The sequence below is a fragment of the Parendozoicomonas sp. 209JJ7-1 genome (assembly GCF_058147085.1).
Map to the genome: position 1 here is coordinate 200136 of NZ_JBYVJU010000003.1, position 15839 is coordinate 215974.

The 15839-nt window shown below is 49.8% G+C and carries 9 protein-coding genes; 6 read left to right on the forward strand and 3 right to left on the reverse strand.

Going from position 1 to position 15839, the window contains the following annotated elements; genetic code table 11:
- Positions 1-15: 15 nt before the first annotated feature.
- The 3 genes from ACY2RQ_RS04410 to ACY2RQ_RS04420 all read left to right on the forward strand — a co-directional run bounded on the left by ACY2RQ_RS04410 (position 16) and on the right by ACY2RQ_RS04420 (position 8872).
- Complete coding sequence (locus ACY2RQ_RS04410) at positions 16-6348, forward strand: YDG domain-containing protein (RefSeq protein WP_490111743.1); 6333 nt, start codon at positions 16-18, stop codon at positions 6346-6348.
- Positions 6338-8065, forward strand: a complete 1728-nt coding sequence (locus tag ACY2RQ_RS04415) for a ShlB/FhaC/HecB family hemolysin secretion/activation protein (RefSeq protein ID WP_490111744.1) — start codon at positions 6338-6340, stop codon at positions 8063-8065. Before ACY2RQ_RS04410 ends, ACY2RQ_RS04415 begins: the two co-directional genes overlap by 11 nt.
- A 96-nt stretch (positions 8066-8161) precedes the next feature.
- A complete protein-coding gene (locus ACY2RQ_RS04420) occupies positions 8162-8872 on the forward strand; it encodes a SapC family protein (protein WP_490111745.1) in 711 nt (236 codons plus the stop codon).
- Positions 8873-8934: 62 nt separating this feature from the next.
- Here the strand turns inward: ACY2RQ_RS04420 and ACY2RQ_RS04425 are convergent, their stop codons facing one another.
- The 3 genes from ACY2RQ_RS04425 to ACY2RQ_RS04435 form a co-directional block, all read right to left on the reverse strand.
- The gene (locus tag ACY2RQ_RS04425; RefSeq protein ID WP_490111746.1) at positions 8935-9801 is read right to left on the reverse strand and encodes an ABC transporter ATP-binding protein; all 867 of its coding nucleotides are present in this window, start codon (positions 9799-9801) and stop codon (positions 8935-8937) included.
- 25 nt (positions 9802-9826) lie between these two features.
- Positions 9827-10834: an ABC transporter permease gene (locus ACY2RQ_RS04430; RefSeq protein WP_490111747.1), complete on the reverse strand. Its 1008-nt coding sequence runs from the start codon at positions 10832-10834 to the stop codon at positions 9827-9829.
- Between the two features lie 166 nt (positions 10835-11000).
- Entirely contained in the window at positions 11001-12356 is a 1356-nt protein-coding gene (locus ACY2RQ_RS04435) for a CmpA/NrtA family ABC transporter substrate-binding protein (RefSeq protein ID WP_490111866.1), read from the reverse strand.
- A gap of 559 nt (positions 12357-12915) precedes the next feature.
- On the opposite strand from ACY2RQ_RS04435, the gene ACY2RQ_RS04440 reads away from it, so the two are divergent.
- The 3 genes from ACY2RQ_RS04440 to ACY2RQ_RS04450 all read left to right on the forward strand — a co-directional run bounded on the left by ACY2RQ_RS04440 (position 12916) and on the right by ACY2RQ_RS04450 (position 15809).
- Positions 12916-14130, forward strand: a complete 1215-nt coding sequence (locus tag ACY2RQ_RS04440; RefSeq protein WP_490111748.1) for an argininosuccinate synthase — start codon at positions 12916-12918, stop codon at positions 14128-14130.
- A gap of 349 nt (positions 14131-14479) precedes the next feature.
- Positions 14480-15193 carry an isochorismatase family protein gene (locus tag ACY2RQ_RS04445; protein WP_490111749.1) on the forward strand — a complete coding sequence of 238 codons (714 nt, stop codon included), beginning with the start codon at positions 14480-14482 and terminating at the stop codon, positions 15191-15193.
- Positions 15194-15299: 106 nt separating this feature from the next.
- Complete coding sequence (locus ACY2RQ_RS04450) at positions 15300-15809, forward strand: YehS family protein (protein ID WP_490111750.1); 510 nt, start codon at positions 15300-15302, stop codon at positions 15807-15809.
- The last annotated feature ends 30 nt before the right edge of the window (positions 15810-15839 follow it).

The window sequence follows — 15839 nt, forward strand, 5'->3', positions numbered from 1 at the left end:
AAGGTCTGCCAGTTTATGGATCAGCGTTTAAAAAGTTTGTCGTCCAAACTGTGTTATGAGGGTGCCTGTGGCGGCGAGCTGAAGAACAATAAAAGTTCAGTTATGGAGGGTTTCAGTGGACTGAGTGGCGGCTGGTTGTCTACAGTCGTACAGCCGTTTTCTTTCTCTCATACGCTGATCTATAAAGCTGTTGTCGTTTGTATTTCGGGTTTTATCGGTAATACAGCCCTGGCAAATCCTGATCACAGCACAGCTTCCGTTGTAAACGGCACGGCTACATTCTCTCACTCCGGAAATACGCTTACAGTCAATGCCGGTAATAATGCCATTATCAACTGGCAGGGCTTCTCTATAAGTGCAGGAGAAACCACCCGGTTTGTTCAACCTTCTGCCAGCTCGGCTGTATTGAACCGAGTGACGGGTGCCAATCCCAGTAACATCAATGGCTCCCTGCTGGCCAATGGTCAGGTTTTTCTGATCAACCCCAATGGTATTGTGGTTGGTAAGACCGGGGTTATTGATACCCAGAGCTTTATTGCTTCCACTCTGGATATTACTGATGACGAATTCAAGGCCGGTGCCAATAATCTCAGGTTTTCCGGTAACAGTCAGGCCAAAGTCGTCAATATGGGGCGTATTGATTCCAGGAATGGTGGCGATGTTTTTCTGATTGCTAATCAGGTTGAAAATAAGGGAATCATTAATGCGACCGGCGGAACGGTTGGTTTGGCCGCAGGTAAAGAAATTCTTCTGACTCGTTCCGCAGACCAACGCATCGCGGTACTCGCTGGCAAGAATAACGATACCAGTGTTACCAACAGCGGTACCATTAATGCTCTACAGGCGGAGCTGAAAGCCCATGGCAACAACCCTATGGCTCTGGCTGTCAATCACAGCGGTGTGATTAATGCCACCGGTGTTCAGAACAAAAATGGCCGGGTTATTCTTGCGGCCATGTCGGGCAAGGTGACTGTCTCTAAAGAGATTAATGCTTCTGAAGGTGTTGTTGATATTGTTGGGCAAAGAGTTGAACTCACTGACGATGCCAGAGTGGATGTGAGTGGCAAGACTGGCGGCACCGTCAATATTGCCCAAATCAATGAGCGCCCTCGCCCAACCCATAATTCCCTGGAAGATCCGGTTGAAGATCTGAATATACATGCCGGGGCCGTTGTTGATGCCACTGGTAAAGGTGCAGACGCTCAGGGTGGCAGGATTATCTTTGTAGCCGAAGGGCGTAATCGTATGAAGGGAACCCTGAAGGCGCAGGGTTCTTCAGCTGAGAAGGCTGGCAATATTCGCCTGACAGGCCTGGAAGCCCTGCATATGGAGGGTAATGCAACAACCGGAGGAGGAACGGTTACCCTGGCGTCTAATCGGGTTGAAGTTGGAATGACAAATCAACCAGCGGATAAAGATTATGAGAATATTTTCTACCGGCAGACAATCAGCCCAGAGAAATTAAGAGAACTGCTGAATGACGGCAAGGTCACTCTGGAGTCTCCCAAGAGGAGTGGTAAACATATCAGAATCAATCAGGACGTTGTATACAACAGCCCTTATGATCTGAATCTTGTTTCCGGCGGGAGTATTTATGCCAGAGCGTCATTATTGAACCAGCACGCGACTAAAGGGGATATTAACCTGGTCGCGGGCTGGAAGTTTACCAGACCTTTGAATATTGCAGAACTTGAAGGAAGCAAGCCGGGAGCCGCAAGCCTCTATAGTGGTGAAATCAATATTGGTAATACGTCCACTGTGCCATCCCACCTGATGTATTCGGCAGCAGTGGGAGCCCGTGGAGGAACAACGCGGGCTTTTGCTCGTAATGTGGGTATTTTGGGAAGTCCGTTTGGGCTTTACGGGCAGTTGGGGTATCGACCAGAAGATAACTCTGATAATCAGCCCATTACCGGTGATATAAAGGTTTATGCTTCCGGGGCACTGGGTGTGTTTGGTGGTGCCACTGGAGGTTATGCCCAGATTGGCCATGGTGGCAAGGATAGACAGGCCATTGTCAGTGGCGCTGATATTGAAATTCATGTTGGCAATCTTGGTTTAGCGAGTACAACTGTAAGAGCCGGGAGTGGAGAAAGTGCCTACGCCCAGATTGGCCATGGTGGTACTCAGAGCAACCCTGGTGGTGGCCGGCCCGCTATTCAGGCCAGTGGTAACATCAGCATTGATAGTGAAAATGTCTATATCGAGGGCAAGAAAGCTTACGCTCAGATTGGCCATGGGGGGAAAAACGCCAGGGGCAGTGTCAGTGGTGATATCTCAATTAATCAGGCCTCTGAAGATTCTTTATTTGAAATTATCGGTGGCAGTTTTTACGACACTTATGCCCAGTTAGGTCATGGCTCAGCTATTTTGGGGCAGCGCGGCACTTCGCAGAAGTTTGATGGGAGCATTCAGGGTAATATTACTCTGAATAATATGGGCAGGTTAAGAACGAAGAGTACCCACTATACCCATGGTGATGAGAATCTGACTTCCTATGGTTTGATTGGCCACGGCAACAGATCTGGAACAGGTATCAGTAATGCGGATGTTTCATTAACCACAGCCTCCTGGAAAGACAGTGCAAACGGTGTGAAAGAAAGCCGTTTTGATGCGGATATAAATAGCATCCTCTCTCACACCTTGAGACACAGCAATGTCACGGTTAACCTGACTGACTCTGATCTGGTTTTTACAAATGCGCTGGAATACAACAGTGCGAATACCCTTACTCTCCATGCCAGAGCCTCAGGTAAAGACGGAGGCCCCACAGGTAATATTATTCTGAGTGCCGGGAGTGGAATTAATAACCAGGGTAATGGCAGTATCGTCCTTGCTGCGGATGACAGTTTCCACAATCGCAGCAATTCCCTTACGCCATTGCAGAGTGGTGGTCGCTGGCTGGTTTATTCCCGCCGCCCGGATGAGAACGATAATGATATTGAGATAACCAACCGTGACTTTATCCGTTATGGTCTGGATTTCTCACCTGCCACCCCTGTTCCCAATGGGCTGCCTTCCGGAAGTGGATTGATTTATGAAGTCAGCCCCAATGTAGAAGTCACTGTTGCTGATCAGACGATTACTTACGGTCAGGATATCAGTCAGTCAGGGGCAACTATTACCCTGACTCTGGATGGAGCCGATATCAGTGCCGATGCTGATAAATTTGGTTTCCAGCTGGGCAGTATCACCGGTTTGCAGATCGAAGCGAACGGGGTAACGCATTCTACCTCCGGTAATATCAATGCCGGTGTCTACAACAGTTCGCTCTCAGCTGCGGATTCCCTGAGCAATATTCATGGGGCTGCGATTGTTAGCAATAACGGCAAATTAACCGTTAACAAGAGAGATTTGAATATTACTCTTGGTGCGGAAGATAAGGTTTATGACCGCACGACAAGCGTTAACTTTACCAAGGGCGATGACCGCATTAACGGTGATGTGATTACTGTCAATGTGACCGGGCAGTTTGATACTAAAAATGCCGGGCAAAACAAGACCGTTAATGTTAACCCCGTAAGCGTGACCGGCGCAGACGTTGGTAACTACAACCTTGATCTCAGTGCTGTACCCACAACACTTCAGGCATCAATTGCCAAGAAAGAAATCAGCCTGAATGTAGCGTCCAAAACCTATGATGGAAAGACAACTGCCAGTTACAGTGTCGCTGATGGCGGCATTATTGCCGGAGACCAGACACAGGTATCCGGAGCGGTTGTCTTCGCCGATAAAAATGCCGGAACAAACAAGGTTGTTAATACCAGCCAGGTGAAACTGGAAGGCGATGATGCGGCAAACTACAGCCTTGCTGCAGACACCCGGGGAACCATTAACCGCCGGGAGGTGCAAGTCGGTGCCCAGGTGACTGATCGGGAGTATGACGGTACGACCAATGCCAATGTGACAGTCTCCAGCCGAAATACTGTCTCAGGTGATAATCTGACAGTGTCGTCTTCAGGTGCTCGCTACAGCTCAAAAAATGCCAGTAGAAATAATATCTCCATAATTGTAAATGGCCTCAGTCTCAGTGGAGATGACGCCGGCAATTATTATCTCACGCAAAACGTTGCCTACACCTCGGGTCGTATAAACCAGCGGACTATCACCCTGTCTGGTATCAGTGCCGAGGACAAGACCTATGACGGCACAACCGCCGCGCAGGTCGATTTTGTTGAAGGCAATATTATTGGCAGCGACACAGTGACAGTGTCCGGAACCGGCAATTTCGTTGATAAGAATGCCGGAACCAATAAGACTGTAAACCTGAATGGATTGTCTCTTTCGGGAGCTGATGCTGGAAATTACCGTTTGGCTGGTAACAGTGGTACGACCACTGCAACTATTCATAGACGTAATGTAACCGCAAGTGCTCAGGATAAAGTTTATGACGGTACCACCAGTGCCAGCCTGACTCTGACCGGTGGTGTTATTGACGGCGATACCATTGCGCTGAATGGAAACGCAACCTTTGCGGATAAGAATGTCGGTACCAATAAGGCAGTTAATACCAATGCTGTCACTCTGACCGGTGCTGATGCCGCCAACTATCAGCTGGTTAGCGGCTCAGCCAACGGTACCATTACAAAGCGTACCCTGGTGGTAACAGCCAATGGAGGTAACAAGGTTTATGACGGCAATACAAATGCTGCTGTGACCTTTGGTGATGACCGGATAACCGGTGACAACCTCACTATTGCCGGTACCAGTCAGTTCAGCGACAAGAATGCCGGTCTCGGAAAGACCGTCACCAGCTCTGCTCTGCAACTTAATGGTGCTGATGCCGGAAACTACCGCCTCCAACATGCTTCTGTTAACAGCACAGCCGATATCAGCAAGCGGCAGGTGCAGTTCACTGGCGTAACCGCCGAAGATAAAGTCTATGACGGCACCACAACGGCCAAGGTCGACTTTGTTGAAGGGAATGTTGTTGCCGGTGATGACATTACTATTGGAGGCAACGGTACATTCTCTGATAAGAATGCGGGAGTTAATAAAACCGTTACCCTGAGTGGACTGACGCTGTCTGGTCAGGATGCGGCGAATTATGAATTGCAAGGCAGTAGCACAACGACGACGGCTACGATTACCAGAAGAGCAGTTACTGCCCGTGCCCAGGATAAGGTCTATGACGGTACTACCAATGCCAGCCTGACTCTGACCGGTGGTGTTATTGGCGGTGATACCGTTGCGCTGAATGGAAACGCAACCTTTGCGGATAAGAATGCCGGTACCAATAAGGCAGTTAATACCAATGCTGTCACTCTGACCGGTGCTGATGCCGCCAACTATCAGCTGGTCAGTGATTCAGCCAAAGGCACAATCACGCAGCGTACCCTGGTGGTTTCTTCTTCTGGTGGAAATAAAGTCTACGACGGCAATTCCAATGCTTCTGTTACCTTTGGTGATGACCGTATTACTGGGGACAGCCTGACTATCGCTGGCTCCAGTCGTTTTACGGATAAAAATGCTGGAACAGGTAAAACCATAACAACCTCCAGTATTCAGTTGAATGGTGCTGATGCCAGTAATTACCGAGTTGAAACCGCGTCTGTGGAAACAACCGCTGATATCACTAAACGGACGCTGAATATCACCGATTTCCAGACTGATCATAAAGTTTATGACGGCACTCGCAATGCCACAGTGAAGTTCACCGACGATCGCCTGACCAATGACCAGCTGACAATTACTGGCAACAGTCAGTTTGATGATAAGAATGCTGGAACAGCTAAAACCGTTACTATCTCTGGCTTAAGGCTGGAAGGCACTGATGCCGGTAACTATCAGCTGGCCGCGCCTTCTCGCACTACGGATACCGCAGATATAACCCAGAGAACCCTGGTGATTCGTGCCAACGATGCCCGGAAAATCTTTGATGGCTCCATTTATAGCGGTGGCAATGGCATCCGTTCTATTGGCTTTGCCCCCGGCGATGATGCCTCTTTGATTGAAGGCGATCTGGTTTACGGCGGTACTGCGCAGGGAGCCTCAAGCGTTGGCCAGTACACCATTCTGCCCAGTGGCCTCAGAATTAACAGCCCCAACTATGTGGTGCGCTTTGAGGCCGGGGAGCTTAACGTCAATCCGGCCAATGTTGCGGCATTGCCCCTTTCAAATGACCAGCGGCGGGAACCCAAGTTCTCTGAACCTGAAAAGGCCCGTCTGACTGGTGAACATATCATTAATGCGACAACTGATTTTGGGGGCGCTGAGAATTATTTGTCTGCGACTGAGCAGCATGTAAACAGCGATATACAGGAGTTGTGGACAGAGACTCCTGCACTTCAAAGCGAACAGAATCAAGCCGAACAAGACGATAAGAAGAGAATTCTCAGTGCCATCTAAGAAAGTGATACTGCCGCTGGCCATTGCTGTTATAGACATTGCTGTTATGGCCAGCGCGGCACAGGCTTCTGACAAACAGTTTGAGCCGAACCTTCCCAAACCAAGTGGAGAGGCGGTGATTGATAACCCCTTTGAGGACAGCAAGAAACAACCTGCTGGCACCGGGGATAAAACCGTTTTGCTGGAAGATCTCAAGGGTCTGGTATTTGTCACCGGCCCTGACGAAGTGAATCCAAACGGACGCCCTGGGGTGTACGGCGTATCTACCGAAGGTCTGGTGACTACAGCAGATAATGGTTTCAGCGCCTACCTGATTCCGTTTATGAACAAACCGCTGACCCTTGGTCGCTTGCAGGAGATCCGTGGGATCGTTGAGCGCTGGTATCAGGATCAGGATCGCCCGGTGGTTCAGGTGCTGGCACCTGCCAACCAGGATATCACCGATGGTGTGGTGCAGATGGTGGTGGTTATCGGCAAAAGGGCAAAGGTTACCGTTGAAGGTGGCGAGTTCTTTGACCATGATCGTATGGTTGCCCAGATCAGCACCAAGCCCGGTGACGAGCTGCAGACCAGGAAGCTTGAGGATGATCTGCGCTGGCTGAACCGCAACCCTTTCCGGGATGTGAGTGCACTGCTTAGCAAAGGTGAGAACTTCTCTGAGACTGATATTATCCTGCGGGTGAAAGACCGGCGTCCGGTACGCTTCTTTACCGGTGCGGAAAACAGCGGTACACCCCAGACAGACCGCAAGCGCTGGCTGGCAGGTTTTAACCTCGGTAATTTGTGGGGGCTGGAACACCAGTTTAACTACCAGTACACCTCCGCCTTTGACCGGCGTTATCTTCAGGCCCACTCTGCCAGTTATATTGCGCCCTTGCCCTGGCGTCATATCCTGATGTTAAGCGGTGCGATCACTCGTTCAAAGCCACCCAGTAATGGCCATTTCAAGCAGAGTGGTAAAAACTGGCGGGCTGGTGTGGCTTATGAAATACCGTTACCTGATTATGGAAAGCTGGATCACAGCCTGACCCTGGGCTACGACTTCAAACGAGGTAATAACAACCTGACGTTTGGTGGTGACAGGGTGTTTGACCATGATACGGACATCTCCCAGTTTAACCTCGGTTATCAGGCCAGTTATCCAGATAGTTTTGGTGGAACTACCCTGAACTGGAACCTGTATGCCAGCCCGGGTGGAATGAGTTCATATAATAGCGACAAATATTATGAGCAGGTGCGTCGAGGCGCGAAAGCGAAGTATGCGTATACCAACCTGAAGCTGCTGCGAGTGACCCGCTTACCGGAAGAACTTTCCTGGCATGTCAGCCTCGATCTACAGCTGGCCAACGGTAACCTGCTTCCCAGTGAACAGATGTCCGCCGGCGGTTATCGTACGGTCCGGGGGTATAATGAGTTCCTGGTGACAGCTGACCAGGGCCTGATACTGCGTAATGAGATACGTTCTCCGGTTTTCTCACCCCTGGACATTAACGACAGCCTGCAACTCCTGGCGTTCTTGGATTATGCGACACTAGGCAATAAAGACCGGCTTAAGGGAGAGCGAGCCAGAAGCCTGGCATCCGTCGGCTTTGGCCTGCGCTACTCTATAGACCGTTATCTGAGCCTGCGGGCGGATTATGGCTGGCAACTCCGCGAACCCCGCCCGGGTAAAAGAAAAGGCAGCCTGCCCCATCTTGGTCTGGTACTCAGTTACTGAGTTTGTCCAGGGTTCCCTTGATAGAGCACTCCCGATAGAGTATCCCTGATGTTGAGATACGCATCGGGGGAATGATGTTTTTCTAATGGGCTTTTTATGGCAGCCATGTTGTTTTACCGAAATCTGGAAGTTTTAAACAGCGAGAAGCATAAGGCATTGCATTATGCCGATTCTGCTGATGTCAGTTTCGCTGCGGACGCCAAAACTGTTCCTCTCACAGGTATAGAGTTTTTTGAAGCCAGCCGTAGTTTTCCGGTGCTGTTTCGAAGGGATAAAAAAGGTCGTGTTCACCCAGTGGCGCTGCTTTCCCTGGGGGAAAGTCATTGTGTAAATAGCGATGGCCAGTGGAACGCCGGTTATATTCCTGCTTTTATTCGGCGTTATCCTTTTGCCCTGACTACAAAAGGGGATATCTGCTTTGACAGTGACGCCCCCCATTTCAGCTTTGGAGAACCGGGGAAAACAGATAACAGAGAAGCTAAACCACTGTTTACCGATGATGGTGAGGGTTATACCCGGACACTGGATAATATCTCTGATTTTCTGGGTCGATATGAACAGCATACCCGGGCAACAGCAGAATTTTGCCACTCTTGTGAAGAGCTTGATTTACTGCAGCCTACCAATATCGAATTCTGTGATGCCAACCAGAAGGTGACCCATCTAAAGGGAATGTTTACTCTCAATGAACCGGCTCTCAATAAACTTGATGATAAGACAGTTACTCTCTGGTTTCGCAAAGGCTGGCTGGCCTGGAGTTATGCCCATCTGCATTCGTTAAAAATGTTGCAGATGCTGGTGCAGTAAAAATACCGGACTGTTTATAGCCCGGTTTTTCACGGCAGGCTGGCGTTAAGTCCGACAGGCTCCTAGGCGGCTTTATCTTTCCCTGAAGGTTTCCTGGCGGGCTTCCTGACGGGCTTCCTGGTGGGTTTGGCACGGTGAATGTTTTCTAGCTTCCGCTGTTTCTCGTAAAGGAACGTCAGCACTTCTGAACGCAGCCTGTTGTATTCCACATCATCGGCCAGGGCCAGGCGGTTACGGGGCCGTTCCAGTTTTACATCCAGAATTTCACCCACTGTTGCTGCCGGGCCATTGGTCATCATTACGATACGGTCGGAGAGCAGCACCGCTTCATCGACATCGTGGGTAATCATAATCACGGTGTTGTTCAGTTCGTTCTGGATTTCCATCAGAGAATCCTGCATATGGGCGCGTGTGAGGGCATCCAGGGCACCGAAGGGTTCATCCATCAGCAGAACATCCGGCTGCATGGCCAGGGCACGGGCGATACCCACCCGCTGTTTCATACCGCCGGAAATTTCGTCGGGGCGTTTGTGCATGGCGTGATCCATATGCACCAGTTCCAGGTTATGCTCAATCCAGTCTTGGGTTTCCCGTTTGGTTTTTGATTTGCCAAAAACCTGCTTTACCGCCAGCTCGACATTCTCATAGGCAGACAGCCAGGGCAGCAGGGAGTGATTCTGGAAGACTACGGCCCGTTCGGGGCCGGGCTCAGTCACTTCCTTACCGTTCAGCACTACACCGCCACGAGTGGCCTGATGCAGGCCAGCGACAATATTCAGAACTGTGGATTTACCGCAGCCGGAATGGCCGATCAGCGAGATAAATTCCCCTTCGGCGATTTTCAGGCTGACATCTTTCAGCGCAGTAAAAGGGCCGTTGGGTGTGGGAAATTCCATATCCACATGATCAATATCAAGAATAATGCTCATGATTGTCTCCTCTTAACGCTTTCTTTTAACGTACGGCGCTTGATTTATCCCAGGATACAAACTTCTGCACCTGCAGCATGCCCCGGTCCAGCAGAAAGCCGATAAAACCGATCACCAGTACGGTTGCCATAATCCGGCTCAGGGAGACAGAACTGCCATTCTGGAACTCATCCCAGACAAACTTTCCAAGGCCGGGGTTCTGGGCCAGCATCTCGGCGGCGATCAGCACCATCCAGGCAATACCCAGTGACAGTCGCATACCGGTGAAGATCATTGGAATGGACGCTGGCAGAACAATTTTCCTTACATGGTTCAGGGCAGAGAGGCGCAGAACCTTGCTGACATTCACCAGGTCTTTATCAATACCGGCAACGCCCACAGAGGTGTTAATCAGCATGGGCCACAGGCAACACAGGGTGACTGTGATCAGGGAGTTAATAAACGACTTGGCAAACATTGGGTCATCACTGGTGTATACCGCACTTACGACCATGGTTACCAATGGCAGCCAGGCCAGGGGGGAAACCGGTTTAAAGGTCTGGATAATGGGATTGATCGCGGTATTTAAGGTCTTGTTCAGGCCAATAGCGATACCCAGGGGAATAGCTACCAGTGCCGCCAGCAGAAAGCCACTGGCTACGGTTTTCAGACTGGTAAGAATCTGGTCGATAAAGGTCTCTTTACCGGTGTATTTGCGAATCTTGGGCTGGTAGTCAGGGTCTACAGCGACCCGCTTGGCATTACGTTCTTCCTGACGCTTATAGAAGGCATCTGCCTTCTCTCGTTCAGCCACATGCTCGCTATACAAAGCACTGAACTGGGTTGCTACCGCTCCGGGGCCGGGGAAGGCTCCCAGGGAAGTTTCAATGTTTCTGGCCGACACGGACCAGATCAGCAGAAACACCAGGATACCCACAAGGGATACCACGGCAGTTTTCAGCCATTCCCCTGAATGGCTGAACCAGGCGGTCAGAGCATCAATAGCTGATGGGTTACTGTCTGAACTGATATCGGTTGTGGATGATGTGCTCATGGTTTTCTCTTTTTGTTCAAACTTCAGAGTTACCGGTCCGGGGTGGAGAGTCTGATTTTATCCGCGCAGATGGGCAGTCCCTGCCTGCTGCGCTACCGGGCCATCCATGGCCCTTGAAAAATCAAACTCTCCACCCCAAACCTTATTGGCTGTGGAGAACAGTTCCTTACAGAACATCACCCTTTTTCAAACCAATAGAGAAGCTGTTGATATACGCATTCGGCTGTTTACCGTCATAAACGATATTGTCGATAAAATGCTTCTGGGGATTACGGAAGCCATCTTCAGTGGCGAAGTCCGGGAACTCTTCCGTTTTTGCCAAGCCTTCAGCAATCAGGGATTTGGCGGCTTTCTCGTAGATATCAGGGCGATAAACCTTCTTGGCAGTCTCGAAGTACCAGGTATCAGGCTTGTCTTCAGCAACCTGGCCCCAGCGGCGCATCTGGGTCATATACCAGACGGCGTCAGAATAATAGGGGTAGGTGGCGTTGTAGCGGAAAAATACGTTGAAGTCCGGCACCGGGCGCTTGTCGCCTTTCTCGTACTCAAAGGTACCGGTCATACTGTTGGCGATCACATCGTAATCCGCGCCCACGTAGTTGGACTGGGATAAAATCTTCACCGCCTCCGGACGGTTAGCGTTGTTATTCTCATCCAGCCACTGGGCGGCTCGAATCAAGGCGCGGGTCAGGCGAATGGTTGTATTCGGATACTTCTCAGCAAACTCTTCGGTAATACCAAATACCTTCTCCGGGTTGTTCTGCCAGATCTCATAGTCGGTTACCACCGGCACACCGATGCCTTTAAATACGGCTTGCTGGTTCCAGGGTTCACCCACGCAGTAACCATAAATGGTGCCGGCTTCCAGAGTGACAGGCATCTGCGGTGGTGGGGTTACAGAGAGAAAAGCATCCGCATCAATCTGGCCGGAGGTGTCGCCTTTATGGGGGGCGTAGTAACCGGGGTGAATACCACCGGCCGCCAGCCAGTAGCGCAGCTCATAGTTATGGGTGGAGACCGGGAACACCATGCCCATATTAAAGGGTTTGCCCTCGGCATTGTATTTATCCACAACCGGCTTCAGAGCATCAGCCTTGATGGGATGAACCGGTTTGCCATCCTTTTGCTTGGGGATATTAACCTTCATCTGTTCCCAGACCTTGTTAGAAACGGTAATGCCATTACCGTTCAGGTCCATGGAGAAAGGGGTAATAATATTGGCTTTGGTGCCGTAGCCCATGGTGGCGGCGATAGGTTGCCCTGCCAGCATATGGGCACCGTCCAGGCGACCGTCGATGACTCCGTCCAGCAGCACCTTCCAGTTGGCCTGGGCTTCGATTGTGACGTAAAGCCCTTCATCTTCAAAAAAGCCTTTCTCATAGGCGATGGCGATAGGGGCCATATCGGTGAGTTTGATAAAGCCGAACTTCAACTCTTCTTTTTCCGGCCAGCCCAGCTTTTGTTCCGCCTGTGCTGCAGTGGCCAGGGGTGAGAAGGTGGGCAGTGCTAGAGCAGAAGCCATGGCGCAGATCAGAGCGGAAGTTTTCAGAAACTGTCGTCTTGCTGTTTTTCTCATGGGTGTTGGCACCATTTATTTATTATCTGTACTCCATCCCGAGTACGTTTGAGTCGGTCACACTCCCGCTTCAGCAACGCTTGTGCCAGATCAATTTTTCGGGTGAAAAAAGTCTCCGGTGTAAGAAGATGGTGCAGCTTTTTGAGGGAATCTGTGCCGGAAACAGCTATTGGCATTGTTGTGGTGCGGAAATTCGGTGAATACAGGAGAATTAGGAAAACAGTGAAGTGTACTGCTTTAATCTAGTGCCGGTTGGGTGTACTTTCCTCTGCACTGTAAATGGGATGGTTTCTGGCGCAATTGCTGAAAAGGGAACTGAAACAGGGCATTTCTATGGGAAGGAAGTTAGTAGCATTACTTATGAGTATTAAAAAATATTAAGTGGTGCTAATCATCTTTGCAGTTACAATAATCGATAAATACATATTAACCCGACTATTCCCCTGAAAAAGGGATAAAAACCATCGAAAAAAGAGGTCGGTAAGAAAATGGAGTCGCTCTTCCCATGAAAGAAATCAACAAGGTTGTCCTGGCCTACTCCGGTGGACTGGATACCTCTGTGATCGCCAGATGGCTTGAAGATACCTACCTGTGTGAGGTTGTTACCTTTACCGCTGATCTGGGTCAGGGCGAAGAGGTTGAACCTGCCCGCGCCAAAGCCCAGGCCCTCGGTATTAAAGAGATTTATATCGAAGACCTGCGAGAAGAGTTTGTCCGGGATTTTGTATTCCCCATGTTCCGTGCAAACACCATCTATGAAGGTGAGTATCTGCTGGGAACGTCTATCGCCCGCCCGCTGATTGCCAAGCGCCTGGTGGAAATCGCCAGTGAGACCGGCGCGGATGCCATCTCCCACGGCGCCACCGGTAAAGGTAATGACCAGGTGCGTTTTGAGCTGGGTGCCTATGCCCTTAAGCCCGGTATCCAGGTAATTGCTCCCTGGCGTGAGTGGGATCTGAACTCACGGGCCAAACTGTTGGCCTACTGCGACAAACACGGCATTGAAATCCAGAAGAAGAAGGGTAAGTCCCCTTACTCTATGGATGCCAACCTGCTTCATATTTCCTATGAAGGTGACATTCTGGAAGATCCCTGGAACGAACCGGAAGAGGATATGTGGCTGTGGAGTGTTTCCCCGGAAAACGCCTCCGATGAGCCCACTTATATTGAGCTGAACTATAAGGCCGGTGATATTGTTGCCATTGACGGTGTGGAAATGACGCCAGCTACTGTGCTTGCTCACCTGAATAAAGTGGGAGGTGAGAATGGCATTGGCCGTGTGGATATTGTTGAGAACCGTTATGTCGGCATGAAAGCACGGGGCTGCTATGAGACGCCCGGAGGCACCATTATGCTGAAGGGTCATCGTGCTATTGAGTCCATCACTCTGGACCGTGAAGCCGCTCACCTGAAAGATGAGCTGATGCCCCGCTACGCCAAGTTGATTTACAACGGTTACTGGTGGTCCCCCGAGCGTGAAATGCTGCAGACCATGATCGACCAGTCCCAGCTCTACGTAAATGGCCGTGTACGCCTGAAGTTATATAAAGGCAATGTCACTGTTGTGGGCCGTGAGTCTGACCAGACCCTGTTCGACGAAAGTATCGCCACTTTTGAAGATGATGCCGGTGCCTACAACCAAGCCGATGCGGCTGGCTTTATCAAGCTCAATGCCCTGCGTCTGAGACTGGCGGCCCAGAAAGGGCGGAAGCTGCTGTAAGCGATTCTTCCTTTTTTATAAACAAAGCCGGGGTTCCCGGCTTTGTTGTTTCTATGATTTCCTGCTTGCCGTCAGGCTGACTTTTCTGGTGAGCCTGATCGGGCTGCGTACACTGCCTCTGGCTTATAAACGTGATGGCATGAAGCATTTTGGACTTAGCAGAACCTGAATGTCGTATTTGGAGCGCTGTCCAGAAAGTATTGTTTTATGCTTGTCTTGCGGCATAAGTATCCTGACACCCGTTTTCATACACTGATTACCGACTAATGGTGGGTGCTAGAAGGAACGATATTCGATTACTTATGCCTGGGTACTTATGTCGTTTATATCGTATAATGGGCTATTGTGTATGCAGATCATGAAACGTTTTACTGTTTATTCCTGTGTTTTGCTTTTTTCTGCTCAGGTTTATGGTGGATGGAGACAGACTGTTGATTATATTAAGTCTGTCCTGGCGCAGGACTCGAACAGAATGTTTGCTGTTCTCGTGATTGATATGCAAACATATTATTTAAAAGAAAGTATCCCGCCTGGAGAGTTGGAAAGGATAATTGGTGAACAGGTAGCACTCATCCAGAGTTTATCTGGTAACAAGCGAGTCTCTTTTGTCAATGTAACCATGAAAAGGCGTAGGGAAATTGTTCCTGAAATGACAGTACTCTTTGAGGAGGCTAGAAAAAATAGTTTATATGACCACTTTATTAAAGACTCTTTTGGTGCTTTTGATGATGTTGCGGTCACTGACGTTGGTGGCTTAAAAGGTACGATTGAAGGGTTCTTGGGGAATGCCCTCAAAGAAAAAGGCGTGACGGATGTCCTGTCAGTAGGGTGTATGTCAGACGTTTGTGTCTGGGCGACAGCCAGAGGGGCGCAAAAGGCAGGCTTTCGTGTATGTACCGATCTGGATCTGAATGTACTGGAAATCGGTAATCCTGCGGAAACTGCCGATGTTATCCGAGAGAGAAGAGAAGAAGAACGTGCACGCTGGGAGTCTCTTAAAAAAGAAGGCCCTATAAAAATCATAGGTATGGACGATACCGTTTCAACGGCAACATGTGAATGAGGAATTTAAAAGTGGGGCCAGGCAATTCGTCCTTTTCTACGATAAGGACGGGTGATCGGGTATACTCCCCCGATTAAATTTTCCCTCCCCTGTTCCCCGGTGTTTTATGATTGCTAATGATATTTTGCGTCGCCTGCGTTTTGCCCTGCACCTGAGCGATAAGCAGATGATCGCCATGTTCAAGCTGGTGGGTCATGAGATACCGATGTATCACCTGTTCAACCTGATGCGTAAAGAGGAGGAAAAAGAATTTGTTCTCTGCCACGACGATGTGCTGTGTATGTTTCTGGACGGTCTGATTATTGACCGCCGTGGTCGCCAGGAAGGTCGTGAGCCGGTACGCCTGCCCAAGGGCGCAAAGCTTTCCAATAATGAAATTCTGCGCAAGATCAAGATTGCCCTGGAACTGAAAGATACCGATATTATCGATATTATGGCCCTGGCGGATTTCTCTGCCTCAAAAGGGGAGCTGTCTGCTATTTTCCGCAAGAAAGGCCATCGCAACTACAAAGAGTGCGGCAACCAGTTTCTGCGTAATTTTCTGCAGGGGCTGACATTGAAACTGCGTAAGGATGTTTCATCAAAAGCTGTTCAAGAAAATGAAAAGAAGAAATAAGGCTGACTGGTTGATATTTCCAGCTATATA

What these genes read in the sequence shown, in the direction of transcription:
- ACY2RQ_RS04440 (WP_490111748.1), top strand. Translation starts at nt 12,916, where the DNA reads ATGAAAGAAATCAACAAGGTTGTCCTGGCCTACTCCGGTGGACTGGAT.
- ACY2RQ_RS04410 (WP_490111743.1), top strand. Translation starts at nt 16, where the DNA reads ATGGATCAGCGTTTAAAAAGTTTGTCGTCCAAACTGTGTTATGAGGGT.
- ACY2RQ_RS04425 (WP_490111746.1), bottom strand. Translation starts at nt 9,801, where the DNA reads ATGAGCATTATTCTTGATATTGATCATGTGGATATGGAATTTCCCACA.
- ACY2RQ_RS04435 (WP_490111866.1), bottom strand. Translation starts at nt 12,356, where the DNA reads ATGGCTTCTGCTCTAGCACTGCCCACCTTCTCACCCCTGGCCACTGCA.
- ACY2RQ_RS04445 (WP_490111749.1), top strand. Translation starts at nt 14,480, where the DNA reads ATGCAGATCATGAAACGTTTTACTGTTTATTCCTGTGTTTTGCTTTTT.
- ACY2RQ_RS04420 (WP_490111745.1), top strand. Translation starts at nt 8,162, where the DNA reads ATGGCAGCCATGTTGTTTTACCGAAATCTGGAAGTTTTAAACAGCGAG.
- ACY2RQ_RS04450 (WP_490111750.1), top strand. Translation starts at nt 15,300, where the DNA reads ATGATTGCTAATGATATTTTGCGTCGCCTGCGTTTTGCCCTGCACCTG.
- ACY2RQ_RS04430 (WP_490111747.1), bottom strand. Translation starts at nt 10,834, where the DNA reads ATGAGCACATCATCCACAACCGATATCAGTTCAGACAGTAACCCATCA.